This window comes from Methylogaea oryzae (assembly GCF_019669985.1).
GTDB classification, from domain to species: domain Bacteria; phylum Pseudomonadota; class Gammaproteobacteria; order Methylococcales; family Methylococcaceae; genus Methylogaea; species Methylogaea oryzae.
Genome location: NZ_AP019782.1, coordinates 2063475 through 2088265, shown reverse-complemented (window position 1 = coordinate 2088265; position 24791 = coordinate 2063475). Strand labels below are relative to the sequence as shown.

Below are 24791 nucleotides of genomic sequence, written 5' to 3'. Positions count from 1 at the left end.
TCATCGGGTGCGCGCCATGGCGCGCGGTTTCGATGTTTAAAGGCTGGAAATACAACCGGGAGGCTCAGGTGGAACACATTACCTTGAACGTGGACGGCATGAAATGCGGCGGCTGCGAGAACGGCATCAAAACGGCTTTGTCGGCCTGCGACGGCGTGGCCGAAGTGACGGCTAGCCACAAGGACAAAACCGTGGCCGTGGGTTTCGACCCCGCCAAGGTGTCCCTGGAGCAAATCAAGCAAACTATCGTCGCCCAAGGCTTCCAAGTTTCCTGACCGACGCCCGCGGTATCCGGCCCGGGACGGGCCGGGGGGCTGTTCGCCCGGAGGCGAGTGAGCGGGCGATTGTCTCCAATGCCGGGCCGGATCGAGGGGCGGGAGCCGCCGCAGGCTCGCCGAACGATGGGGAGTCGCTGTTCGTCGAGGGGCTTGACCTTGCCGTCGTGGCAAGGTTTATCTTTCCGGCAACGGCGCCTGGTTCGTGCTGCTTGGCTAGGCGGATAATTTCGGAGGCTCGACATGGCTCAAAACACTACTTCTTCCTCTTTGCGTTTGTCGGTGTTGGGTATGCGCTGCGCGGGGTGCGTGCAGGCGGTACAGGACGCGCTGGCCGCGGTGCCGGGCGTGGAGTCGGTGGAGGTCAATTTCGCCGATCACAGCGCCGCCGTGACCGGCAGCGCGGATGCCGACGTTCTGCGCCAAGCGGTGAAGGATGCCGGCTACGACGCGGCGGTGATGGAGGGCTTGGGCGACGTGTCCGGCGAGCAGGCCCAGGAGGAGGAGCGCTACCGGTCGCTGTTGCAGCGGGCTAAAGTGGCGGCGGCTCTGGGCGCGCCGTTGATGGTGGGCGACCACTTCGGTTGGTTGCCGGCGCTGGGCAGCAGCGGCGGCAATGCATTTTGGCCCTGGGTGTCGTTGTTGTCGGCGGCGGTGGTGTACTATGCCGGCGGGCATTATTTCCGCGGCGCGCTGCACGCTTGGCGTCAGCGGCAGGCCAATATGGATAGCCTCATCGCCTTAGGCACGGGCGCCGCCTGGCTGTATTCGACCTTGGCCATCGATTTCGCCGCGGCCTTGCCGCCCAACGCCAAATACGCTTATTTCGAAGCGGCGGTCATCATCATTGCGTTCATCAACCTGGGTTCGGCTTTGGAAATGCGCGCCCGGGGCAAAACCTCCCAGGCCATCCGCCAGCTCATCGGCTTGCAGCCCCGCACCGCCCGCGTGGTGCGTGACGGCATGGAACTGGACGTGCCCATCGAGACGGTGGGGCTGGAGGAAACCCTGCGGGTGCGGCCCGGCGAAAAAATCCCCGTGGACGGCACCTTGCTGGAAGGCCATTCCAGCGTGGACGAGTCCATGCTGACCGGCGAACCGCTCGCGGTGGAGAAGCGGGTGGGCGACGAAGTGGTCGGCGGCACCCTCAACCAGAACGGTACTTTCCTGTATAAAGCCACCCGCATCGGCCGCGACACGGTGCTGGCGCAGATCGTCGAGAGCGTGCGCCAGGCGCAAAGCACCAAGCCGGCCATCGCCCGCTTGGTGGATCGCATCGCGGCAGTGTTCGTGCCGACGGTGGTATCCATTTCCGCCGCCACCTTCCTCATTTGGCTGGTATTCGGGCCGTCGCCTTCCCTGGGCTATGCCTTTGCCACGGCCATGACCGTGCTGGTCATCGCCTGTCCCTGCGCCCTGGGGTTGGCGACGCCCATCTCCATCATGGTGGCGGTGGGCAAGGCGGCGCAGAACGGCATCCTCATCCGCCAGGGCGACGCTTTGCAAAGCGCCGGCAAGCTTACTTGCGTGGTGTTGGACAAAACCGGCACGGTCACGGCCGGCAAGCCCACGGTCACGGCCTTGGCCGGCAGCCGCGGCTGGACGGAAACCAAGGTGCTGCAATGGGCCGCCAGCCTGGAGGCCGGCTCGGAGCATCCTCTGGCGGCGGCCATCGTCGCCGAAGCCGGCTCCCGCTCGACGGACCTGCTGCCGGTGGACGGATTCGTCGCCGTGGCCGGCCACGGCGTCGGCGGCACCCTCAACGGCAAGCCGGCCTGGTTGGGCAACCTGGCGTTGATGCAGGCCAAGCAGGTGGATTGCAGCGCGTTTCCCCAGCGCTTGGACGAGCTGTCCGCTTCGGGCCAGACGCCGATGTTGCTGGCGGCGGCCGGCAAGGTGGTGGGGCTGGTGGCGGTTTCCGACCCCATCAAAGCCGATTCCGCCGCCGCCATCGCCAAAATGCGCGGACTCGGCGTGCGTGTGCTGATGGTGACCGGCGACAATGCCGTCACCGCCAAAGCCGTCGCCGCCCAGGCCGGCATCGAGGAGGTTCGCGCCCAGGTGTTGCCCCAGGACAAGGCGGCCGTGGTGCGCGAGTTGCAAGATCAAGGCGAAACCGTCGCCATGGTGGGCGACGGCATCAACGACGCGCCGGCCCTGGCCCAGGCCAACGTGGGTTTCGCCATCGGCACCGGCACCGACATCGCCATCGAAAGCGCCGACGTGGTGATTATGCAGGGCTCGCTGCAGAAAGTGCCGGAAGCGATCCGCCTATCGCGCCTCACGGTGCGCAATATCCAGCAAAACCTGGCTGGGGCCTTCATCTACAACGTGCTGAGCATTCCCGTCGCCGCCGGGCTGTTGTACCCCTTCACCGGCCTGTTGCTCAACCCGATGATCGCCGGCGCCGCCATGGCGCTGTCTTCGGTGACGGTGGTGAGCAACGCCAACCGATTGCGCTGGTTGTAGGCCGGCTGGCGGCGCTTTGTCGTAAACGGCCGCCAGGGGGGCGGTGCGTTTTCGCCGCCGCCGCGACGGCATAGAGCCAGGAGCCGGCTGGAGTGGTAAACTGTAAGCCATTCATTTCATTGGCAACCTTACATAAGAAAACATGGCAGGTCATAGCAAGTGGGCTAACATCCAGCACCGCAAAGGCGCCCAGGACGCCAAGCGCGGCAAGCTTTTCACCAAACTCATCCGCGAAATTACCGTGGCCAGCCGCAGCGGCGGGCCGGAGCCGGCCAACAATCCGCGTTTGCGCACCGCCATCGACAAGGCCCTGGTCGCCAACATGACCAAGGACACCATCGACCGGGCCGTCAAAAAGGGCTCCGGCGCGATGGAAGGGGATAACTTCGACGAAGTGCGCTACGAAGGCTACGGCCCCGGCGGCATCGCCGTGATGGTGGATTGCCTCACCGACAACCGTAATCGCACGGTGTCGGAAGTGCGCCACGCTTTTGCCAAGGCCGGCGGCAACCTGGGCACCGACGGATCGGTGGCTTACCTGTTCAGCAAGACCGGCATCGTAAGTTTCGCTCCCGGCGTGGACGAGGATCGCGTCACCGAAATCGCTCTGGAAGCGGGCTGCGACGACGTGGTGGTGAACGATGACGGCTCCCTGGACGTGCTGGCCGCGCCGGAGAATTTCGAGGCGGTACGCGACGCGCTGAACCAATACGGCTTCAAGCCGGAAAGCGCCGAAGTGACCATGCGCGCCAGCACCAGCACGGCCCTGGACGCCGACGACGCGGAAAAGATGATTCGCTTGCTGGAACGGCTGGAAGACCTGGACGACGTGCAGAACGTTTATTCCAACGCTGACATCAGCGAAGAGATTTTGGCGAAGATCAGTTAGCGCTCGCCGGCCGGCGTCGAACACGCCGCGTCGTTCCCACGCGCGGTGGTGGTGGGGCGCCGGTTCGGCCTCTCCGCGTCCCAGGACGCCGCGTGCCATCGGACGCCTTCCCTCGGCTCGCCTCGTGGGAACGATATAAAGACACCAGAGGACATCCCCCACCTTGGCACGCATCCTAGGCATAGACCCCGGCTCCCGCGTCACCGGCTACGGCATCATCGACGATGGCGCCGGCGGCCCGGTGCTGCTGGCCTGGGGTTGCATCCGCATGGACATGGATCACTTCCCCGACCGGCTCAAGCGCATTTTCGACGGCATCCAGCAAGTGGTGGCCGAACACGGCCCGGAGGAGTTGGCGGTGGAGCAGGTGTTCATGCACCGCAACGCCGACTCCGCCCTCAAGCTCGGCCAGGCGCGCGGCGCGGCCATTTGCGCGGCGCTGACCGCCGATCTGCCGGTTTACGAATACTCCGCCAAGCAGGTGAAGCAGGCCTTGGTGGGCAACGGCAATGCGGACAAGGCGCAGGTGGCGCATATGGTGAAGTTTCTCCTCAAAAACCAATCGCACATGGAACTGGACGCCAGCGACGCCCTGGGCGTGGCGCTGTGCCATGCCCACCACCAGCAAACCGCCCGGCGCATGGCGCGGATGCAGGCGGCGGCGCGATGATCGGCTTCCTGCGCGGCAAGCTCGCGGCGAAAAAAGTTCCTTTCCTGCTGTTGGACGTGAACGGCGTCGGCTACGAGGTGGAAGCGCCCATGAGCACGTTCTACCAGCTGCCGGTCCTGGGCGAAACGGTGCTTCTGCACACCCACATGGCGGTACGGGAGGACGCCCACAGCCTGTACGGCTTCTACGCCGAAAGCGAGCGCGCGCTGTTCCGCAGCCTCATCAAGGTGAATGGCGTTGGGGCCAAGCTGGCTTTGACCATCCTGTCGGGCCTCTCCAGCGACGAATTCCACCGCGCCATCGAGCACAACGACGTGTCGGCCCTGGTGCGACTGCCCGGCATCGGCAAGAAGACCGCCGAACGCCTCATCATCGAAATGCGCGACCGCTTGCCGGAAAGCGAAGGCGGGTCGTTAGCGCCGGCCACGCCGGGCGTCACCGCCAAAATTGACCCGGTAGCGGACGCCGTGAGCGCCCTCATCGCTCTGGGCTTCAAGCCGCCGGAAGCCAGCCGCATGGTGCGCGACATCCCCAGCGAAGGAAAAAGCAGCGAGGATCTGATCCGCCAAGCGCTGAAGGCCGCGGCCAAGTGAGTAGCAAGGCGAGATCCGCCATCGACGGCGGGTCTGCCGAAAACCGGTAGCTTCTTCCCGGAAGGAGGATGGGGCGCCGATAGGCGTTTTCACGTCGCTGCAAGCCTTCCGATTCCGCCGCGTAAAGACGACAATGGGTGTGTGCCGAATTTGTGGAAAGCACCCATGAGCCTGAGAAAATTCCAGCCCAGCCCGTTGCTGCAACCGTATGTGGCGGAAATTTGGGACTATGAGAATTTGCTGGCCGGCGACAACCTGGCGCTTTCCATCCTGCCGGACACCGCCACTTATTTGTGTTTCCTTTACGCCGATCTCCTCACCACCGCGCACAAAGGGCGGACTTACACCACCCGCAGCGGACTGGCCGGTTTCCAAAGTTTTCGCAGCGATCTTGGCACGCCCGGGAATGTGTCTGGCGTCTCCGCGCGATTGACGCCCTGGGGGTTGAACGTGTTCCGCCGGGGCATCGCCAAAGAGTGCGCCGAACGGCGGGTGGATTGCCGGGATATTTTTCCCAGGTACGCGGTGGAAGCCATCGAAGACTCACTCGCCCGCCAACGCGACGCCGGCGGGCGCGTCCGGTGCGTCGAGCGGTTTTTGCTGTCGGCGTTCAACCGCGACCAGGAGGACCTGCTGATCCAGGCGGCCTGCAAGGTGCTCAACCAATCCCGCGGCAATGTTCCCATCGCCCGGCTGGCCAAAAGCCTGGGTTTGACCGAGCGCACCCTGGAGCGGCGCTTTCAAAACCACATCGGCGCCACGCCGAAAAAATACGCGCGCGTCGTGCGCTTGCGCCACGCCGTTTTCCAGCGCCAAAGCCTGCCCAGTTGGGCGGATGCCGCCTATGCGGCGGGTTATTACGACCAAAGCCACTTGATCCGCGATTTCCAGGAGCTGTATGGCATGTCGCCGGATGCCGTTTATCCGCAAATGGCCAGCTCCGTTACCCTGCGCTTTTCCGGCCTGCTGAATCTTTACGGCGTCGAGCGCTGAGGCCGGCGAGATCCGATTTGTCGGTTTTTTCCAATACACGCGGCAAACGGGCCACTAAGCTGAGCCGGTGATCCGCCAGTCCTGGCTTTCTCCATGGGGCGGCTCACGCAACCGCCTCTTATTACGGATAAAAACAGGAGATTGCCGTGAAAACCAAACAAGCCATCACCAAAAAGCTCCGCGTCCCCGTCGATACGGCCTGGCAAGCCATCCGCGCCATCGGGCGGCTGGACGTGTGGTTTCCTTTCATCGAGACCTGCCGGGTGGAAGGGCAGGGCGCGGGCGCGCTGCGCTACATGACCATCGCCAACGGCGGCGGCGACATCCAGGACACCATCGTGGATATCGACGACGCCAAGCGGCGCCTGGTCTATCTGCGTCCCGTTTCGCCGTTTCCTGTCAGCCATTACCAGGGCACGGTGGAGGTGTTCCAGTCCTATGACGGCCTGGCGGTGGTGGTGTGGACCATCGATTTCGAGTCGCGGCCGGAAGACGCCGACGCCGTGGCGGAGCTGGTCCATGGGGCCATCAGCGCCGGCATCGACGGCATGGAACAGGACTTGGCGGGCTGAGGGGAGACGATAACCATGCCTTGCTTCAATACCTTGCGCCGGCTGGGGATCGTTGCGGCGTTCGTTATGGCCGCCATAGCGGCTCGCGCCGACGACACGCCCCTCAGCGACATTCCCCTGGCCGTATTGGATTTGGCCTATACCGGCGATACCGGCGACGCGCGGCGCCGCGAGGAGTGGCGCGCGCGCCTGGCCGACATGACCACCGTGCTGCGCGAGGAAATCGGGCGCAGCCGCCTTTATCCCCTGGTGGACCACGGGCCGATACCCGTCCTTACCGAGCAGTGGAAAACCATGCCTTATTGGCACGCCTGCAACGGCTGCGAACTGGACATCGCCCGCCGCGTCGGCGCCGGGCGCGTACTGGTGGGCTGGGTGTTCCGCATGAGCAACCTGGTCCTTACGCTTCACATCGAAATCCGCGATGCGGCCAGCGGCCGAACCTTGGTCAAGCGCGCCTACGATTTTCGCGGTGACAACGATACCGCCTGGCGGCGCGCCATCGCGTATTTCATCAAGGACATGCGCGAGCGGCCGCCCGGTGGCGCATAACTCGAATAGCCGGAAATCGGCCTAACCCGTAGTCGTTTTTAATGGAGTCAAGCAATGGTCGGTATATGGAGTGAATACAGCCGGGAGTATTTGATCGCGTTTTCGATATTAACGGCCGTCCTGTTTTCCGTGCCGATTTCCGTCGCCCCGCTTTCCTGGGCGCGTTTCTTTCGCTGGACTGTCCCGGATAACACCGACTTGGCGCTATATTTTGGACGCTGCCTCGGAGCGCTTGCGCTGGTGGTCGACTGGATCGTGATTCAGGCGGCTATTGAGGGTGACGCGATCGCTATCGTGTTCCAAGGGCTGGACCTGTTAATGGCCTTGATGGTGGTCATCCACGTTTATGGGGCGGTCAAACGCATACAGCCCGTTACGGAAACATGGGAAATCGGGTTTTGGCTTGCCCTGTTGATATTGAATGTGTGTTTCCAGCCTATTGCTTAATCGAGCTGGTTTAATGCGCCGATCGGCGCCTGTCGCGGGTGGGTAATTGCGGTTCGTTTTTTATAAACCGCCAATTTTCCCCCGCTTTGCGAATCCCCTTCGTGTCCTCGCCCCATCGCCCGCTGGCGCGGCGATAAGATCAGGCCGCCGCTATTGCGGACGCCCGGCCTTGCGCGCCGCCGACGCCTTGCGGCGCTAAACCAAATCCTTCGCCCCGCGTATAATGCCCGTTCTTGACGGTGCGGGAACGAAATCGCCATCTTTAAGGTGCCGCCCAGCCACGGTTTTTGGTTTTTCAACGAGTTGGGCAACGATGGACAACGAGCGCTTGATCAGTCCGCAAAGCAACCGCGAAGACGACGCGGTGGATCGCGCCATCCGCCCCAAGCGCTTGGCCGACTACATCGGCCAGCCGGCACTGAAGGAGCAGATGGAAATTTTCATCCACGCCGCCAAGGGACGCGGCGAGGCGCTGGACCACGTGCTGATCTTCGGCCCTCCCGGCCTGGGCAAGACCACCCTGGCCAACATCCTGGCCAACGAAATGGGCGTCAACATCCGCCACACGTCCGGCCCGGTGCTGGAAAAAGCCGGCGACCTGGCCGCATTGCTGACCAATCTGGAGCAAGGCGACGTGTTGTTCATCGACGAAATCCACCGTTTGAGCGCGGTGGTGGAGGAGTCCCTCTATCCGGCCATGGAGGACTACCAGATCGACATCATGATCGGCGAAGGTCCGGCCGCCCGTTCCATCAAGCTGGATCTGCCGCCTTTCACGCTGGTGGGCGCGACCACCCGCGCCGGCCTGCTCACGTCGCCGCTGCGCGACCGCTTCGGCATCGTCCAGCGCTTGGAGTTTTATTCGGTAGAGGACTTGACCCGCATCGTCGAGCGCTCGGCCCGCATTCTCGGCCTGACCATGCATCATGACGGTGCGGTGGAAGTGGCGCGCCGCAGCCGAGGCACGCCGCGTATTGCCAATCGCTTGCTGCGGCGGGTGCGCGACTATGCCGAGGTGAAATCGGACGGTCACGTCACCGCCGAGGTGGCGGCTAAAGCCCTGGAAATGCTCAAGGTCGACCAAGTGGGCTTCGACCCGCTGGATCGCAAGCTGTTGAAGGTGATGATCGACATGTTCGACGGCGGCCCGGTGGGCCTGGACAGCTTGGCGGCCGCCATCAGCGAGGAGCGCGGCACCATCGAGGACGTGCTGGAGCCTTATTTGATCCAGCAGGGCTACATTATGCGCACGCCGCGCGGGCGCGTCGCCACCCGGATGGCTTATTTGCATTTCGGACTGGAGGCGCCCAGGGCGGCGGCGCCGTCCGAGGATTTGTTCGGATGAGGCGGGTTTCATGAAAGCCGACACTTTTCGATGGCCGGTGCGCGTCTATTATGAGGACACCGATGCGGGCGGCGTGGTATACCACGGCGCCTATGTGCGCTTCTTCGAACGGGCGCGCACCGAGCGATTGCGGGCGATGGGATTCGAGCAGGACGAACTGCGTACGCGCGAAGGCATTGTATTTGCAGTAAAATCCATGAACTTGGATTTTATCAAGCCGGCCCGCTTCAACGACCTGCTGTGGGTCGATGCCCGCTTGGTCGAGGCGAAACGGGCCAGCTTGGTTTTCGAGCAGGAAATTCGCCGCCAGGCTGACGCCGGCGAGCTGCTGTGCAAGACGCAAGTGCGCGTGGCCTGCCTGGAAGCGGACGCTTTCAAGGCCACCGCCATACCGGATTATTTATTGCAACGGATCAAAGATGAATTCTGACCAGTCGTTTATAACCATCATCATGGAGGCCAGCTTCGTCGTTCAGGCGGTGATGCTGATCCTCCTGGCCGCTTCCGTGGTGTCCTGGACTTTTATTTTCGGCAAGCGCAAGGTGTTGAGGAATGCCGTGGGGATCGCCGACGAATTCGAGGACCGCTTTTGGTCCGGCATGGAACTGTCCGATTTGTATCGGGAAATGTCTTCGGAAGGTTATCAGTGCGACGGCATCGAAAACATTTTCGTGGCCGGCTTCAAGGAGTTTTCCCGCCTGCGGCGCCAGGAAGGCATCGCGCCGGAGGCCGTGGTGGACGGCGCCCAGCGCGCCATGCGCGCCGCCATGGGACGCGAGCTGGATATGCTGGACGAGCACTTGCCCTTCCTCGCCACGGTGGGTTCCACCAGTCCGTACATCGGCTTGTTCGGCACGGTGTGGGGCATCATGAATTCGTTCCGCTCCTTAGGCGCGGTCAAGCAAGCGACCCTGTCCATGGTGGCTCCCGGCATTTCGGAAGCCTTGATCGCCACGGCCATGGGCTTGTTCGCCGCCATTCCAGCCGTTATCGCCTACAACCGCTACGCCACCGTCAACGACAAGCTGGCCAGCCGTTATCAGACCTTCATGGAGGAATTCCTGAGCCTGTTGCACCGTCAGGTCCATTCAACCGCGGTTAGCGATTCCGCGGCGCGGCGGGTGTCCCAATGAACGTCCCCGGACGCGGCGGCGGACGCCGCAAGCCCATGGCTGAAATCAACGTCGTACCCTACATCGACGTTTCCCTGGTATTGCTCATTATCTTCATGATCACCGCGCCCCTGGTGCAGAACGGCGTGGACGTGGATCTGCCGCAAGCGGCGGCCAAGACGGTGGAGGTGAAAGAGGACAAGCCGCCCATCGTCGTCAGCATCAAGGCCGACGGCAGCTTTTACGTGGATCTGGGCGATCACGACGACCAGCCGGTGGCGCAGGAAGAGCTGATGGCCAAGGTGATGGCGGCGCTACGCTTGAAACCGGGCACCGAAGTGTTGATCCGCGGCGACAAGGCGGTGGATTACGGCCGGGTGGTGACCGCCATGGCGGCGTTGAAACAAGCGGGCGTACCCAGCGTGGGCTTGATGACCAATCCGGCGGAATGACCATGGAAATGCTGCGCCAATACCAGCGACCTTTGTTGTGGGCCCTGCTGCTGCATTTGGCCCTGTTGGCCTTGTTTTTCATCAGCTTCAACAGCGGCGAGCAATCCCAGGGCAAGCCCGAGGAGGCCCAGCCGGAGACCATCAAGGCCACCATGGCCGACGAAGGCCAGGTTCAGCAGGAGTTGACCAAGCTGCAACAGAAAGAGCAGGCCAAGCAGGCGCAGCAGCAGGCGTTGGAGCAAAAACGCTTGGAGGAAGAGAAGCGCTTGGCCGAGTTGGAGGCGCAGAAGCTGGCTTTGCAAAAGCAGAACGAGGCGGCGCAGGCGCAAGCGGCGCAGAAGCTGGAAGAGCTCAAGCAAAAGCAGGCCGAGGCGGAGCGGCAGCGCCAGGCGGAGGAAAAACGCGTCGCCGAGCTGGAATCGCAACGCAAGGAAGAGACGAAACGTAAAGAGGCCGCCGAGAAACAACGCCAGGCAGAGGAAAAAGCCGCCGCCGAAGCGGAGGCCAAGCGCCAGGAGACGGTGAAGAAGGCCGCCGAGGAGAAGAAAAAGGCCGAGGAACAGCAGCGCCTGGCGGAGCAGGGCAAACTGGCCGCCGAAGCGGAAGCCAAGCGCAAGCAGGAGGAGACTCAAGCGGCCCAGAAAGCGAAGGAGGCCGAGGCTAAGCGCAAGGAGGAACAGGCCAAGCAGCAAAAGGCGGAGGCCGAGGCGGCACGTAAGGAAGAGCAAGCGAAGCAGCAAAAAGCCGAGGCGGAAGCCAAGCGCAAGGACGAGTTGGCTAAACAGCAGAAGGCCGACGCGGAGGCGAAGCAAAAGGCCGAGGCTGAAGCCAAGCAAAAAGCCGAAGCGGAGGCCAAACAGAAGGCCGATGCAGAAGCCAAGCAGAAAGCCGAGCAGCAGAAACGCCAGGCGGAAGAGGCTAAGCGCAAGGAGGAGGACGCGGCACGGCAAAAAGCCGAAGCGGAAGCCAAGCGCAAGGCGGAAGCCGAGGCCGAGGCGAAAAAGCAGGCGGCCGAGGAAGAGGCGCATCGCAAAGCCGCCGAAGAGGCCAAACGCCAAGCCGAACGCGAGCGGGCGCTCAAAGAGCAGTTGGAGGCGGAAGGCAAGGCGGAGGCGGCCAAGCGCGCCAAGGCGGCTTCGGATAAAGCCCAAGCGGCGGCCATCGCGGCCATCAAGCAGAAGGTTATCAATAATTGGTATCAGCCGCCTTCGGTGGACAGCAGTTTGTCTTGTATAATTCGCGTGAGATTAGCGCCGGGGGGCGCGGTGTTGGACGCTAAAGTGGAAAAAAGCAGCGGCAACGCCGCCTTCGACCAGTCTGCCGAGGCCGCGGTGCGCAGGGCCTCTCCGCTGCCCGTCCCGGAGGATGCCGCCGCGTTCCAAGACTTCAAGTCTTTCCCGTTTAAATTCTGTCCCGATTGCCCCACTTAACACCACTAGCGGACTAGTCACATAGTGTTTGCCAACTTACAAGAACGACCCATGAATCGACGGATATTCGCAGTTGTTTGGCTGTTGCTGGCCGGCCTCTACTCGACGCTGGCGCAAGCCGAGTTGATGATCGAAATCACCAAGGGCGTGGAGCGCGCCAGTCCTATCGCCGTCGTACCGTTCGGCTCGCAATCGCAGCTGGCGGTGGATATGTCGGGCGTGATTTCCGACGACTTGGGCCGTAGCGGCCGCTTTAAGTCCCTGGGACGGGAAGCCATGCTCAGCACCCCTTCGACGCCGGATCAGGTGCGTTTTCCCGAATGGCAGGTGTTGAAGCAGGACTACCTGGTGATCGGCCAGGTGCGTCCGGGCCCGGAAGGCTATACCGTGCAGTTCTTCGTGTTCGACGTGCTCAAGGGCCAGCAGCTCATGTCCTACACGGTGGAGAGCAGCGCGCCGGATTTGCGCCGCACCGCCCACCGCATCGCGGACATGATCTTCCAGCAGCTTACCGGCACGCCCGGCGCCTTCGCGACGCGCATCGCCTACGTCACGTCCTATATGGGCGACAACGGCAAGCGCCAGTACCGCATCCAAGTGGCCGACGCCGACGGTTACGCGCCGCAGACCATCGTCACCTCGCCCGAGCCGCTCATGTCGCCGGCCTGGTCGGCGGACGGCAAGCGTCTGGCCTACGTTTCCTTCGAAACCAAGGCGTCGGCCATTTATGTGCAGGAACTGGCCACCGGTCAGCGCACCATGGTTTCCAGCCTGCCGGGCATCAACGGCGCCCCGGCCTGGTCGCCGGACGGCCGGCGTTTGGCGGTGACCTTGTCCAAGGACGGCAATCCGGACGTGTACGTGCTGGACTTGGCGAGCCGCAGCCTGACCAATATTTCCAACAGCCGCGCCATCGACACGGAACCGAGTTGGTCGCCGGACGGCGGCAGCATCGTCTTTACCTCGGACCGAGGCGGCAAGCCGCAGCTGTATATCGTCTCCAGCAGCGGCGGAACGGCGCAGCGCGCCACTTTCGAGGGCGAATACAACGCGCGCGGCGCGTTCTCCCCGGACGGCCGCAGCCTGGTGATGGTGCATGGCGGCGGCGGCAATTTCCGCATCGCCGTGATGGACTTGAAGACCCGTGCCTTGCGGGTGTTGACCCGCGGTCCGCTGGACGAGTCTCCCAGCTTCGCCGCCAACGGCAGCATGATCATGTACGCCAGCAAAGCCGGCAACGAAGGGTATCTGTCGGCGGTGTCCTTCGACGGCGGCGTGCACCAGCGTTTGTCCAGCGAAACTCACGATGTGCGTGAGCCGGCGTGGTCCCCGTTTTAATGCGTCTTGATTGGTTTTTAACAGTTGAAGTTTAAGGAGTAGTCCCATGGCAACGAAAAAGATTTCCGTCGCGGCGTTATTGATGGCGGCGGCCCTGGTGGGTTGCAGCTCCACCGGCGACAAGCCGGAAGAGGGTGCGGCAGGTGCCGGCGGTCTGGGCGGCGCGGGCACTTCCGGTTACGGCGCCGGTGTCGGCGGCACCGGTTACGGCACCGGCGGCGGTGCTGGCGGCGGTTTTGGCGCCGGCGGCGGCCATTACACGGCGGCGGATCTGGACAATCCCAGCAGTCCGTTGTTCAAAAAAGTCATCTACTTCCAGTACAACAGCTCCGACGTCATGCCGGAATACGTGTCGGTGGTCAGCGCTCACGCCGAGTTCCTGGCGGGCAATCCGGGGCAGCGCGTGACGCTGGACGGCCACGCCGACGAGCGTGGCTCGCGGGAATACAACATCGCCCTGGGCGAGCAGCGCGCCAAGACGGTCGCCAATATGCTGAAGCTGCAAGGCGTGGCCGAGAGCCAGGTTCAGGTGGTCAGCTACGGCGAAGAGAAGCCCTCCTGCACCGGCCATGACGAAGAATGCTGGCACCAGAATCGCCGCGTTGAGTTCGCTTATCCCGGCCACTGATGTCTATGTCGGAACGAGTTAAAGTCGGCTTTGGCGCCGCTTCCTGCGCGGTAGCCGCGTCGTTGATTCTCGGCGGGGTTCCCGCGCGGGCGGCGGACGAGACTTATGCCACGGTGGCCAACCTGATCGATCGGGTCGGCCGCCTGGAGCAGCGCTTGTCCGGTCCGGCCTTGGCGCAGATGGTGGGCCAGTCCGACGAGTTGCGTTCGGACATTCAGTCGCTGCGCGGCGACCTGGAGCAGTTGACCCATGAGATCGAGGAACTGAAGCAGCAGCAGCGTGCGCAGTATCAGGATCTGGATCAGCGCCTCCAGGCGCTCGCCGCGGGCGGTTCGGCATCGCGCAAAGCAGCCGGCGGCGGCGACGATGGCTCGGCATCAAACGCCGGCCAGCCGGCGGTGGATTCCGCCGCCGCGGAAGCGGCGCAGCAGGCCTACCAGAAAGCTTTCGATAGTGTGAAGGAAGGCCGTTACAAGGAAGGCATCGGCTTGTTCAAGAGCTTTCTGTCCAGTTATCCCACCGACGAAAGCGCGCCCAATGCCCAGTACTGGCTGGGCGAGTGTTACTACGTAACCCAGGACTTCAACGGCGCGCGGGAAGCCTTCCGCAAGCTGCTGGACGCGTATCCGAAAAGCCCCAAGGCGGCGGATGCCTTATTGCGTTTGGGCAATATCGAGTACGACGGCAAGAAGTGGCCCGCCGCCAGCCAGATCTTCAACGATGTCGGCAAGCGTTTCCCCGGCACCAGCGCGGCGCAGAAAGCCCAGGAACGTTTGCAGCAAATGAAAAAGGAAGGCCACTGAAGGATGGCGAGGACTGGGTTTGGTCCTCAGTCCTTCATCCTCAGCCATGCCCGCTTTACGCATCACCGAAATCTTTTATTCCCTGCAAGGGGAAACCCGCACGGTGGGCTGCCCCACCGTGTTTATCCGCCTGACCGGCTGTCCATTGCGTTGCAGCTATTGCGACACGACCTACGCCTTCAGCGGCGGCGAACGCATGGAGCTGGACGAAATCCTGGCGCGGGTGCGCGGCTACGGCGCCCATTACGTGACGGTGACCGGCGGCGAACCGTTGGCGCAGCCCGACTGTTTGTTGCTGCTGCAACGCCTGGCCGACGAAGGCTACGAAGTGTCCCTGGAAACCAGCGGTGCCCTGGACGTGGCCGGCGTGGACCCGCGCGTCGTCAAGGTACTGGATCTGAAAGGCCCCAGCTCCGGGGAAATGCATCGCAACCTTTACGCCAATGTGGCGCACTTGCAGCCTCGCGACCAGGTGAAGTTCGTCATCGCCGACGAGGCGGATTATCAATGGGCCAAGGAAATCATGGCGCAGCACCGCTTGGCGCAACGCTGCGAAGTGCTGTTTTCCCCCAGCAACGGGGTGCAGAATCCCACCGAGTTGGCCGACAAGATTCTGCGCGACCGCTTGCCGGTGCGCCTGCAACTGCAATTACACAAACTGCTGTGGGGCAATGAGCCAGGAAAATAACCGCCGAAAAGCCGTCGTACTGCTGTCCGGGGGATTGGATTCGGCCACGGTGCTGGCCATTGCCAAATCCCAGGGCTACGACTGTTACGCCCTGAGTTTCGATTACGGCCAGCGTCACGGGGCGGAGTTGCAAGCCGCCCAGCGCGTCGCCGCGAGCCAGGGCTGCCGTGCCCACAAAACCGTGCACGTGGGGTTCGACGCTATCGGCGGCTCGGCGTTGACGGACAGCAGCATCGCCGTGCCGGAACAGCAGCAGGAAGGCATTCCCGTTACCTACGTGCCGGCCCGCAACACCGTCTTCCTGTCGTTCGCCCTGGGCTGGGCGGAAGTGCTGGGGGCTTTCGACATCTTCATCGGCGTCAACGCCGTGGACTATTCGGGCTATCCCGATTGCCGGCCGGAATACATCGCGGCTTTCCAAAACCTGGCGCAACTGGCCACCAAAGCCGGCGTGGAAGGCGCGCGTTTCCAGATTCATACGCCTCTGATCCATCTGAGCAAGGCGGAAATCATCCGCCAGGGCGTGGCCTTGGGCGTGGATTACTCCCTCACCGTGTCTTGTTACGCGGCGGACAGCGAGGGCAAGGCCTGCGGCCGTTGCGACTCCTGCCGCCTGCGCCGCGCCGGTTTCGAGCAAGCCGGCGTGGTCGATGCCACCCGCTATGTGGGCTAAGAGGGCGTAACAACATCAATTCCCGGCCGATATTAGGGCTGGGATGGCGCGCAGCGTAATCCCGGCGGTTGACGCGGCGGCCGGGTTTCCGCTGTGCTGCAACACGGCCTACGGACCAACGGGCGAAAAGCTAAAGACATATCTGGTACGCATTGCGTACCCTACTTGGCTACAAGCAACAAAAACTCGTGAACAGTTACGTTGGAGCGTGGCTAGAGGTAGGGTGGGCGGCCGGCAGGCTGCCCACCGCAGCACATGGTGACCGCCTGACGAATGGTGGGCAAGCTAGCTCTCGCCCACCCTACTTGGCTTTGGCGAACGGGGCTACAGGGACGGCGAGCCAGAGCCGCCGCAACCGGTTCAACTACGGTAGCCCCGGAGTCCACGGCGCCGCATCCGGGCTACGGTGAGAGCGCGGTGGACGTTCCTATCGGCAGAGCGACCGGGTTTACATGCCGTAGGGCGGGGGCAGCGCTTGTAGTGTCGGGCCATCAGGGGCGCCCAGCCGTAACAGCATGGCGCTGTGTTCGCAGGACACCACCGCCAGCAGCTCGCCGCCGGCCGCATCGATTACGGTGCCTACCGCATCCGCTTGGCCGTCGGCAAACAGGCTGTCTCCGGTTGCGGCTTGGCTGGGAGCGGCATAGCGGTAGGCGCGGCGTTTGGCTTGGCCCAGGTAATGGGTTCTGGCGACGATTTCCTGGCCGGTATAGCAGCCTTTTTGGAAGCTGACGGCGCCGATCAAATCCAGGTTGAGCATTTGCGGGATGAATTCCTCGCTCAAGCGGGCGCCGATGTGGGGGATGCCGCAGGCGATGTCGGCCTGGCGCCAAACGCCCTCGTCGCCGACGGTTAAGTTGTCCAGCCAGGGTTGCGGCGAGTCCTGGCGCGACAGGAGCAGGCAGCGCGGTCGTTCGCCCGGCAAGCGCACGGCGATGGCGCCGCCGTTGCCAGCCGCGGCATCGGTTTCGTCGGCCAGCGGTAAGCCGGCGTTGCTCAACGTTCCAGGCAGGGTGTCGCCGATCAATCCGGCGATACGCCAATCGCTGCCCGCATCGGCCACCACCACTTTGGCACGCAGCACATACATGCGCAGCCGCTTCAGAAGGGTTTCCTGCATATCCCGTTGCAGCAGCAGCAAAAAGCCGTCCCCGCTGTGCACCAGGCGGATGGTGGCGATTACCCTGCCTTTGAGGTTGCAGAGCGCGCCCGGCCGCGACTGTTGCGGCGTCACCTGGCGCACGTCGCAGGTGGTTTGGCCTTGGAGAAAAGTGGCGGCGTCTTCGCCCTGCACGGCGATGGCGGCCAAGTTGTTGAGCGAAAAGTAGGTGAGGGAGGCTGTTTCGTTCATGCGTCGGCTTGTTCGTTGGATCGTAGTCCGTACAATGGTAACGGAAAGCGGTTTTCGACAGCGTATCCTTCGCCGATGGCCTGGTGTTTTGCGGCGGCTACGCTAACCAAGGGACAGTTTCATGAGCAAAGTCGTTACTCCTTCACCGCCACCGCAGGACCACGCGGGGCAAGCCGGCCCGACCGGTAGCGGCGCGCTTCCTCCGACCCAGCCGACGGCGCCGAATCCTTTAACGCACAATCCCACCCGCTACGGCGACTGGGAAAGAAACGGACGCTGCATTGACTTCTAACGACTCCAACGCGAATCGCTCTCAGCCGTTTGTCGACGTGGGGATGGACGATCGCAGCCGTCCCATCGCGGAACGGGGCGCGGTGATGGCGGCGAAGCGGCCGCTGTCGCCCCATCTCGGCAGCTACCGACTGCCTTTGACGGCGATTTTATCCATCAGCCACCGCGTCAGCGGCGTGTTCTTGGTGGCGGGCATGCTGGTGTTGGTGGTGTGCCTCATGGCGGGGGCGGCCGGGAGTGCGCCTTACGCCAGGATTCACGCCTTTCTCAACGGCGTTTTGGGCCAAGCTTTTATTTGGGCTTGGCTTTATGCGTTGTTTTTCCATTTATGCCACGGCGTACGGCATCTGGTTTGGGACACGGGCAACGGTTTCAGCCGGGAACACCAGAACATCGCCGCCTATCTGGAGCTGGCGATTTCCTTGCTGTTCAGCTTGATGGTATTCCTCGCCACCTGTTTCCTCTGGAGCTGACATGAAATACGGATCGGCCTTGGGCAAGGCCAGAGGACTGGGTTCCGCCAAAGGCGGCTCGCGCCACTGGTGGGCGCAGCGGGTGACGGCCTTGGCGTTGATTCCACTGGTGTTTTGGTTCGCCATGGCGGTGGCGCGCTGGCCCCATGCCGATTACGGCGAATTCACCCGCTGGGTGGCGGCGCCCTGGAACACCATACTGCTCATTTCCTTCATCATCGCCGCGTTCTACCACGCCATTCTGGGCGTGCAGGTGATCATCGAGGACTATGTGCACACCGACTGGATCAAGATCCTTTCCATCCTTTCCATCAAGCTGATCCTGGCCTTTTTGGCCTTGGCGTCGGTATTCGCCACCTTGCGCATAGCCTTTACGGGATAAGCCATGCCGGCCTACGAAATCATTCGACACACCTACGACGCGGTGGTGGTGGGGGCCGGCGGAGCCGGCCTGCGCGCCACCTTGGGCATGGCCGAGAAAGGCCTGAAGACCGCCTGCTTGACCAAGGTTTTTCCCACCCGCAGCCACACGGTAGCGGCGCAAGGCGGCATTAGCGCGGCGCTGGGCAATATGGGCGAGGACGACTGGCGCTGGCATATGTACGACACGGTGAAAGGCTCCGACTGGCTGGGCGACCAGGACGCCATCGAGTACATGTGCCGCGAGGCCATGCAGGCGGTGATCGAGCTGGAGCACTACGGCGTGCCTTTTTCCCGCGCCGAGAACGGCAAAATCTACCAGCGCCCGTTCGGCGGCATGACCACCCATTACGGCGAAGGCCAGGCGCTGCGCACCTGCGCCGCCGCCGACCATACCGGCCACGCCATTCTCCATACCCTCTACCAGCAGTCGCTGAAGCACGAGGCGGAGTTTTTCATCGAATACGTGGCTCTGGACCTCATCATGGAAGGGGGCGAATGCCGCGGCGTATTGGCCTGGCGCCTGGAAGACGGCACCATGCATTTGTTCCGCGCCCATATGACGGTGCTGGCCACAGGCGGTTACGGACGCAGTTATTTTTCCTCCACCTCAGCCCACAGCTGCACGGGGGACGGCAGCGCCATGGCGCTGCGCGCCGGCTTGCCATTGCAGGACATGGAGTTCGTCCAATTCCACCCTACCGGCATTTGGGGCGCCGGCTGCCTGATTACCGAAGGCGTGAGAGGCGAGGGCGGTTATCTCACCAATTCGGAAGGCGAGCGCTTTATGGAGCGCTATGCGCCTCACGCCAAGGATTTGGCGTCCCGCGACGTGGTGAGCCGCGCCATCACCATGGAGGTGCACGCCGGCCGGGGCGTCGGGGCGGAGAAGGATTCCGCCTGGCTGCATCTGGAACACTTGGACCCGGCCGTTATCCACGAGCGATTGCCGGGCATCGCGGAAACCGCGCGCATTTTCGGCGGGGTGGACGTGACCAAGGAGCCGATCCGCGTCATCCCCACCGTCCACTACAACATGGGCGGCATTCCCACCAATTACAAAGCCGAAGTGATGACCTTGGACGAAGGCAGCCAAAAGGGGAGGGTCGTGCCCGGTCTCATGGCCATCGGCGAAGCGGCTTGCGTGTCGGTGCACGGCGCCAATCGGCTGGGCTCCAATTCGCTGCTGGACCTGGTGGTGTTCGGCCGCGCCGCCGCGCTGCGCTGCGCCGAAGTGGTCAAGCCGCGCCAGTTGCACCATCCTTTGGCCGGCGACGCCTGCGACCACGCCCTGGCCCGCTTCGATCGCCTGCGCCACGCCGACGGTACGCGCAAGACGGCGGAAATCCGCTTGGACATGCAACGCGCCATGCAGGCGCACGCCGGCGTGTTCCGCACCGGGCAGCGCTTGGCTGACGGCGTCACGCGGCTGGGCGAAGTGGCGGAATCCATGGCCGAGGTGAAGGTATCGGATCGTTCCTTGATTTGGAATACGGACCTGGTGGAAACCCTGGAGCTGGAAAACCTGCTGGCCCAAGCGGTGGTAACCATGAATGCCGCCCACAACCGCACGGAAAGCCGCGGCGCCCACGCTCGAGAGGACTATCCCGAGCGCGACGACGAAAACTGGCTGAAGCATACGCTGATCTGGCTGGACGAGCGGAACCGGGTGCGTATCGAATACCGGCCGGTGCATTTGCATACGCTGACCGGCGACGTGCAGCCCATTCCGCCTAAACCCCGGGTTTATTGAAGGAGCCGCCATGCCCCAGTTTCGCCTGCCCAAGGATTCCCAAGTTAAGCCCGGCCGGCGTTTTTCGTCCGCCGGCGGTGGAAAAATCCGGGAAGTGCACGTCTACCGCTACGATCCGGAAGCCGGCGAAAATCCGCGGGTGGACATCTACGAGCTGGACGAGTCGCAATGCGGTCCCATGCTGCTGGACGCCTTGCTCAAGATCAAGAACGAAATGGACAGCACGTTGGCGCTGCGCCGTTCCTGCCGTGAGGGGGTGTGCGGCTCCTGCGCCATGAACGTCAACGGCCAAAACGTGCTGGCCTGCACCAGCGCCATCGCCGATTTCGACGGCCCGATCCGCGTGTATCCGTTGCCCCATATGCCGGTGATTAAGGATTTGATCGCGGATATGACCCATTTCTACGCCCAGTACGCCTCCATCAAGCCCTGGATCGCCACCCAGACGCCGCCCCCGGCCGATCGGGAACGCCTGCAAAGCAAGGAGGAGCGGGAACTGTTGGACGGGCTGTACGAGTGCATCCTCTGCGCCTGTTGTTCCACCTCCTGCCCCAGCTATTGGTGGAACAGCGACCGTTATCTGGGGCCGGCGGTGTTGCTGCAAGCTTACCGCTGGATCGTGGACAGCCGCGACGAGTCCGTCGCCGAGCGCTTGGACGAGCTGGAAGACCCGTTCAAGCTGTACCGTTGCCACACCATCATGAACTGCACTCAAACTTGTCCCAAAGGCCTCAATCCGGCCAAGGCCATCGCGGAAATCAAAAAGTTGCTGGTGGAGCGGCAGTAGCCATGGAGGCCGGCCGTCTGCGCTGGCGCTGCCAACGGGGCAGCCGGGAACTCGAATTGATGCTGCTGGCCTATTTGGAGCGCCGCTACCCGCAGGCCGACATCGCGGAACAAGCCGCGTTCCAGCGTTTGCTGGAGCTGCCGGAACATCGCTTGCAACGCTGTTTGTTGGGGCAGGGCGCGCCGCACGGCGAAGCCGAGCCGCCCATGGACAGGGACTTGACGTGCCTTGCCGGCCAAATCCGTAGCGCCTATCACGCTGGCGGTTAAACCGTCGCGCCGTCTTGCCGGCGTCATGGGCCTGCTTTACGGTTTGTCGGTTTTCGCCGTCGTCGCCAGCCCGCTGCCTTGGTGGCTGCGCGCCTTTGTTGCGGCGGCGGTGCTGGTCGGCGCGGCCTTGACGCCTACGGCGTCCGTGACGCGGTTGCGCGTCGGCGAAAACGGCGGGTGGACGTTGTGGCGCGCGGATCAGGAAGAGACCGGCTTGACCTTGCTGCCAAGCACGGTGGCAACGTCTTGGCTGATTCTACTGCATTTCCGCGACGGTGCCGGCCGATTCCGCGCCGTGCCGCTGTTGCCGGACAGCTTGCCGCCGGACGGGTTCCGCCGGTTGACCGTGCGTCTGCGTATTGCGCCGCCCGGCGAGGCAGCCGACGGAACTTAAGTCCGCCGCGATTTAGCCGGCCCTGCCTTGCTCGGCATGCTTGATGTCCCAGGTAATCAGGTCTTCCACTTCCCTGAGTATGCACCAGTTGTCGAGCCCGGCGCGCCATGCCAGATCGTCCGGTTGCAGCTCTCCCTGTTCCAGGTATTCGTGGATGGTCACGGGGCTGACCGGTCCGCACTTCTTGCCGGCCTTGAGGTAATACCACTGCGGTTCGTGTTCAGGACTGGAAGGGGGCGCTTTGGCCTCGCTCAACGTTTCGACCGGGTCGGCGATTTCCTTGAGACGCCTGTCGGTTTCGGCAACCCAACGGCCGAAGGCTTTGGACGCCTCGGGGGGATCGATGGCCATGTAGGACGCTTTGTTTCTATGCACATCGTGCAATACCTGCCCAAGCTGGTACTTGGCTTCCTGAAAGGCGTCCGCCGTGTGCTGGGAAAGTTTCACGAACGCCATGGAGTCCGCGTCGCTGAGCGCCAGGCTATCGGTGGACAATCCCGACGCGTTGACGATGCGTTGGGCGGCCGCAATGCCGCCGGAGACTTTTTCCAGATCGCGGTGGGAGCGGACCTGCAGGTCGAGGCTTTGCCAACGGGCCAGCGCATCGCTGACGGTGTCGACCAGCCGGAATGTGGCGGCGTTGTCCGAGACCTGAGAGAAGTCGTCGCTGCTGACGTTGGCGAGCACCTCTGTCAGGGTTTCCAGCACCGTTCGGTCCAGTCGTCCGATATTGGCGTTCAGCACCGTCGTCAAATAATGCTTGGATTTGTGCTGCGTCACGCCGGCCACGACCTCCGCGGCGGCGCTTATGCGTCCCAGCTGGCCGATATCCTGGTCGACCAGGCCTTGGGGATAGCCGCTGCCGTCGACTCGTTCGTGATGCTGATGGACGGCTGCCATCACCTGGGGGGGCACGCCTTTGACGCCCTTAAGAATGTCGTGGCCGATGCTGGGATGCGTGTAAATGAGGCGCCAGTCGGACCACGACAGCGTCGTTTCCCTGTCCAGCAGGCTGGGCGGCAAAAACATCGAGCCGATGTCGTGAAACAGCCCCGCTGACATCACGTGCACCAGCTCGGATCGGTCCATTCGATGCAAGATGCCGAGGAAGGTGCTGATTAAGGCCACCTCCAGGGTGTGCGCATACAGCTCCGGAAGCTGCCGCGACATGACCGTGAGGATGTTCAGCAGCGGCGGCGGTAGCGTGACCTGGTTGAGGCAGTCCAGCGCGACTTGCGGCGCCCGCGTGGCCCGCTGAAACAGCTGTAGTCCGGGCGACTGCGCCATGGCTTTTTGCATGTGCAGTCGTATCGCCGGCAGGGTAAGCGGCTCCATGAAGCGGATGTTTTCATAAATCGGTCGTTCGAGCGGGATTTGCGCCAGTTTTTGCAAATCCTCCGATTCGAGCCTCACGTTCCGGTCCAACAGTTTCAAGCCTTCCGCTGCCGCGCGGATTTCCTCGGCGGTATGGAGGGTCTCGTTCTGCGCTAGCGCCTGCAGGTGTTGCAGGAAAAAATTTTGGTGGGTTAGATCCACGCTGGAAACGTCCAATGGTGATTCGATTGTGGCCGTGCGGCGATTGATGCTGTCGTGGGCGATATAGGTCCGCAGGACGGGACTGGGATTACCGGCGGCGATCGGGTGCCGCAAAGAGGTATTAACGCAAGATTTGCCGCTTCTGGCAACGAAGCATAGGGAAAACACTGTGTTGCAGGATGTGGCGGGCGCCGTTCGGTCCGCCGCTTCCGCGATTTGCGTAAACAGTGAGGCAAAAAAAAAAACGGCCGTTCGACGGCCGTTTTTTTACGCCGCTAGGGACTCAGTCCCCCGCCAACGGCCATTTGCGGCCTTTGAGCAAGCCTTTCCAATAGATGATCGGCAGGATGTAACGCTTCAGCCAATACATGCTCAAACGCTCCTTGCCCTGGTCGAAGGGGAAGGTTTCCTTGGGATTCAGGTCGTAGTCGAACTCCGCTAGGATGAGCTTGCCGCGACCGGTGACCAGCGGGCAGGAGGTGTAGCCGTCGTAAGTCGCCTTGGCTTGCTGGCCCTTCATGACGGCCAGCAGGTTTTCCACCAATACCGGTCCTTCGGCACGGATGGCGGCCGCCGTTTTCGAGGTCGGCAGGCTGCTGGCGTCGCCCAGGCTGAATACGTTGGGATAGCGCACGTGCTGCAAAGTGTCTTTGTTCACGTCCACCCATCCGGCCTTGTTGGCCAGCTTGCTCGTGCGGATGAAAAACGGCGCGGTCATGGGCGGCGTGACGTGGATCATGTCGTACTTCACCACCACTTCCCGGTTGGCGTCCATGTCGAGGAAAACGGCTTCCTTCTTCGCGGCGTGGATGCGCACCAGGTTGTGTTTATAGCGCGTTTCGATTTCGCGCGGCTTTACCACTTGCTCGAGCAGGGCTTCGGCATATTTTTTCACGCCGAAAATGCTGGGGCCGGCGCACATGTAGACAACCTGGGTTTTGTCGCGAATACCGGCCTTGCGGAAATGCTCCTCGGCCAGGTACATGATTTTCTGCGGGGCGCCGGCGCATTTGATGGGGGGAGGCGGGAAGGTGAACAACGCCGTGCCGCCTTTGAAATTGCGGATGGTTTCCCAGGTGCTGTTGACCGTGTCGTAGCTGTAGTTGCTGCACACGCCGTCCTTGCCGACCGCGTCCAGTAGGCCGTCGATCTTGAGCCAATCGAGTTCGAGCCCCGCCGCGACCACCAGGTAGTCGTAGGTGAACAGGTCGCCGCTTCTGGTTTTGAGGCAGTTGTTGTCCGGATCGACTTCGACCACCGCGTCCTTGATCCATTTGGCGCCGACCGGGATGTAGTCGGCCATGGGCTTGGCGGTGGCCTCTCGTTTCATGATGCCGCCGCCCACCAGGGTCCAGCCCGGCTGATAATAATGGGTGTCGGACGGTTCGATGATGGCGAGGTCGTCGATATGGCTTTGGCGCAGCAATCGGGCCGCCACGTTGATGCCGCCGGCGCCGCCGCCGATGACGATGATTTTGTGATGGGTCTGGTCTGCCATGGGTGTGTCCTCCTGCCTTCCTCGTGTTTTGAAACGGTAGCGGCGCTCCGGTTATCCCACGGGCTGTCGCGATGCCAGCCGAACAATGGG

At 62.9% G+C, this 24791-nt stretch carries 29 protein-coding genes; 26 read left to right on the top strand and 3 right to left on the bottom strand.

Annotated features, from left to right (window positions below; genetic code table 11):
* Positions 1-32 precede the first annotated feature (32 nt).
* The 19 genes from K5607_RS09420 (at position 33) to queC (ending at position 15929) form a co-directional block, all read left to right on the top strand.
* A complete protein-coding gene (locus K5607_RS09420) occupies positions 33-275 on the top strand; it encodes a heavy-metal-associated domain-containing protein (RefSeq protein WP_054773441.1) in 243 nt (80 codons plus the stop codon).
* Between the two features lie 243 nt (positions 276-518).
* Positions 519-2744 carry a heavy metal translocating P-type ATPase gene (locus tag K5607_RS09415; protein WP_221046862.1) on the top strand — a complete coding sequence of 742 codons (2226 nt, stop codon included), beginning with the start codon at positions 519-521 and terminating at the stop codon, positions 2742-2744.
* A gap of 142 nt (positions 2745-2886) precedes the next feature.
* Positions 2887-3633, top strand: a complete 747-nt coding sequence (locus K5607_RS09410; protein ID WP_221046861.1) for a YebC/PmpR family DNA-binding transcriptional regulator — start codon at positions 2887-2889, stop codon at positions 3631-3633.
* A 163-nt stretch (positions 3634-3796) separates the two neighbouring features.
* Positions 3797-4303: a crossover junction endodeoxyribonuclease RuvC gene (gene ruvC, locus K5607_RS09405; RefSeq protein ID WP_054773259.1), complete on the top strand. Its 507-nt coding sequence runs from the start codon at positions 3797-3799 to the stop codon at positions 4301-4303.
* Positions 4300-4896, top strand: coding sequence for a Holliday junction branch migration protein RuvA (gene ruvA / locus K5607_RS09400; RefSeq protein ID WP_221046860.1), 597 nt, complete (start codon positions 4300-4302; stop codon positions 4894-4896). The genes ruvC and ruvA overlap by 4 nt, the downstream gene beginning before the upstream one ends.
* 165 nt (positions 4897-5061) lie before the next feature.
* Positions 5062-5889, top strand: coding sequence for a helix-turn-helix transcriptional regulator (locus K5607_RS09395; RefSeq protein ID WP_221046859.1), 828 nt, complete (start codon positions 5062-5064; stop codon positions 5887-5889).
* 146 nt (positions 5890-6035) lie between these two features.
* A complete protein-coding gene (locus tag K5607_RS09390) occupies positions 6036-6461 on the top strand; it encodes an SRPBCC family protein (RefSeq protein WP_054773260.1) in 426 nt (141 codons plus the stop codon).
* Positions 6462-6476: 15 nt separating this feature from the next.
* Positions 6477-7013: a DUF3280 domain-containing protein gene (locus K5607_RS09385; protein ID WP_054773261.1), complete on the top strand. Its 537-nt coding sequence runs from the start codon at positions 6477-6479 to the stop codon at positions 7011-7013.
* A gap of 54 nt (positions 7014-7067) precedes the next feature.
* A complete protein-coding gene (locus K5607_RS09380; RefSeq protein WP_054773262.1) occupies positions 7068-7460 on the top strand; it encodes a hypothetical protein in 393 nt (130 codons plus the stop codon).
* A 313-nt stretch (positions 7461-7773) separates the two neighbouring features.
* On the top strand, positions 7774-8805 hold the full coding sequence (ruvB, locus tag K5607_RS09375; protein WP_054773263.1) for a Holliday junction branch migration DNA helicase RuvB: 1032 nt from the start codon (positions 7774-7776) through the stop codon (positions 8803-8805).
* A gap of 10 nt (positions 8806-8815) precedes the next feature.
* Positions 8816-9235, top strand: a complete 420-nt coding sequence (gene ybgC / locus K5607_RS09370) for a tol-pal system-associated acyl-CoA thioesterase (RefSeq protein WP_054773264.1) — start codon at positions 8816-8818, stop codon at positions 9233-9235.
* Positions 9225-9938, top strand: a complete 714-nt coding sequence (gene tolQ / locus K5607_RS09365) for a protein TolQ (protein WP_054773265.1) — start codon at positions 9225-9227, stop codon at positions 9936-9938. Before ybgC ends, tolQ begins: the two co-directional genes overlap by 11 nt.
* The gene (gene tolR, locus K5607_RS09360; RefSeq protein WP_054773266.1) at positions 9935-10369 is read left to right on the top strand and encodes a protein TolR; all 435 of its coding nucleotides are present in this window, start codon (positions 9935-9937) and stop codon (positions 10367-10369) included. The genes tolQ and tolR overlap by 4 nt, the downstream gene beginning before the upstream one ends.
* 2 nt (positions 10370-10371) lie before the next feature.
* Positions 10372-11799: a cell envelope integrity protein TolA gene (gene tolA, locus K5607_RS09355; protein ID WP_221046858.1), complete on the top strand. Its 1428-nt coding sequence runs from the start codon at positions 10372-10374 to the stop codon at positions 11797-11799.
* 51 nt (positions 11800-11850) lie between these two features.
* Positions 11851-13137 carry a Tol-Pal system beta propeller repeat protein TolB gene (gene tolB, locus K5607_RS09350; RefSeq protein WP_221046857.1) on the top strand — a complete coding sequence of 429 codons (1287 nt, stop codon included), beginning with the start codon at positions 11851-11853 and terminating at the stop codon, positions 13135-13137.
* A 46-nt stretch (positions 13138-13183) separates the two neighbouring features.
* Positions 13184-13765, top strand: a complete 582-nt coding sequence (pal, locus tag K5607_RS09345; protein WP_246598812.1) for a peptidoglycan-associated lipoprotein Pal — start codon at positions 13184-13186, stop codon at positions 13763-13765.
* A 5-nt stretch (positions 13766-13770) separates the two neighbouring features.
* Positions 13771-14568, top strand: a complete 798-nt coding sequence (ybgF, locus tag K5607_RS09340; RefSeq protein ID WP_221046856.1) for a tol-pal system protein YbgF — start codon at positions 13771-13773, stop codon at positions 14566-14568.
* A gap of 46 nt (positions 14569-14614) precedes the next feature.
* A complete protein-coding gene (gene queE / locus K5607_RS09335) occupies positions 14615-15256 on the top strand; it encodes a 7-carboxy-7-deazaguanine synthase QueE (RefSeq protein WP_054774640.1) in 642 nt (213 codons plus the stop codon).
* The gene (gene queC / locus K5607_RS09330) at positions 15240-15929 is read left to right on the top strand and encodes a 7-cyano-7-deazaguanine synthase QueC (RefSeq protein ID WP_221046855.1); all 690 of its coding nucleotides are present in this window, start codon (positions 15240-15242) and stop codon (positions 15927-15929) included. The genes queE and queC overlap by 17 nt, the downstream gene beginning before the upstream one ends.
* A 448-nt stretch (positions 15930-16377) precedes the next feature.
* Here the strand turns inward: queC and ygfZ are convergent, their stop codons facing one another.
* Complete coding sequence (gene ygfZ, locus K5607_RS09325; protein ID WP_221046854.1) at positions 16378-17280, bottom strand: CAF17-like 4Fe-4S cluster assembly/insertion protein YgfZ; 903 nt, start codon at positions 17278-17280, stop codon at positions 16378-16380.
* Between the two features lie 121 nt (positions 17281-17401).
* Here ygfZ and K5607_RS18280 point away from each other — a divergent pair, with 121 nt between their 5' ends.
* Genes K5607_RS18280 through K5607_RS09290 form a run of 7 tightly spaced genes read left to right on the top strand, consistent with a single transcriptional unit; the run spans position 17402 to position 21667 of the window.
* Entirely contained in the window at positions 17402-17572 is a 171-nt protein-coding gene (locus K5607_RS18280; RefSeq protein ID WP_082411746.1) for a DUF1674 domain-containing protein, read from the top strand.
* Complete coding sequence (gene sdhC / locus K5607_RS09315) at positions 17562-18044, top strand: succinate dehydrogenase, cytochrome b556 subunit (protein WP_246598811.1); 483 nt, start codon at positions 17562-17564, stop codon at positions 18042-18044. Before K5607_RS18280 ends, sdhC begins: the two co-directional genes overlap by 11 nt.
* Position 18045: 1 nt before the next feature.
* Positions 18046-18426 (top strand): succinate dehydrogenase, hydrophobic membrane anchor protein, encoded by a 381-nt coding sequence (gene sdhD / locus K5607_RS09310; protein ID WP_054774599.1) that lies wholly within the window; start codon positions 18046-18048, stop codon positions 18424-18426.
* A gap of 3 nt (positions 18427-18429) precedes the next feature.
* Positions 18430-20217 carry a succinate dehydrogenase flavoprotein subunit gene (gene sdhA / locus K5607_RS09305; RefSeq protein ID WP_221046853.1) on the top strand — a complete coding sequence of 596 codons (1788 nt, stop codon included), beginning with the start codon at positions 18430-18432 and terminating at the stop codon, positions 20215-20217.
* 10 nt (positions 20218-20227) lie between these two features.
* Complete coding sequence (locus K5607_RS09300) at positions 20228-21004, top strand: succinate dehydrogenase iron-sulfur subunit (protein WP_054773657.1); 777 nt, start codon at positions 20228-20230, stop codon at positions 21002-21004.
* Between the two features lie 2 nt (positions 21005-21006).
* A complete protein-coding gene (locus K5607_RS09295) occupies positions 21007-21273 on the top strand; it encodes an FAD assembly factor SdhE (protein WP_221046852.1) in 267 nt (88 codons plus the stop codon).
* Positions 21233-21667 carry a protein YgfX gene (locus tag K5607_RS09290; protein WP_221046851.1) on the top strand — a complete coding sequence of 145 codons (435 nt, stop codon included), beginning with the start codon at positions 21233-21235 and terminating at the stop codon, positions 21665-21667. Before K5607_RS09295 ends, K5607_RS09290 begins: the two co-directional genes overlap by 41 nt.
* Before the next feature lie 12 nt (positions 21668-21679).
* Here K5607_RS09290 and K5607_RS09285 read toward each other — a convergent pair whose 3' ends face one another.
* Positions 21680-23203: an HD domain-containing phosphohydrolase gene (locus tag K5607_RS09285; RefSeq protein ID WP_221046850.1), complete on the bottom strand. Its 1524-nt coding sequence runs from the start codon at positions 23201-23203 to the stop codon at positions 21680-21682.
* 283 nt (positions 23204-23486) lie between these two features.
* Positions 23487-24701, bottom strand: coding sequence for an NAD(P)/FAD-dependent oxidoreductase (locus K5607_RS09280; protein ID WP_054773661.1), 1215 nt, complete (start codon positions 24699-24701; stop codon positions 23487-23489).
* Positions 24702-24791: the final 90 nt, after the last annotated feature.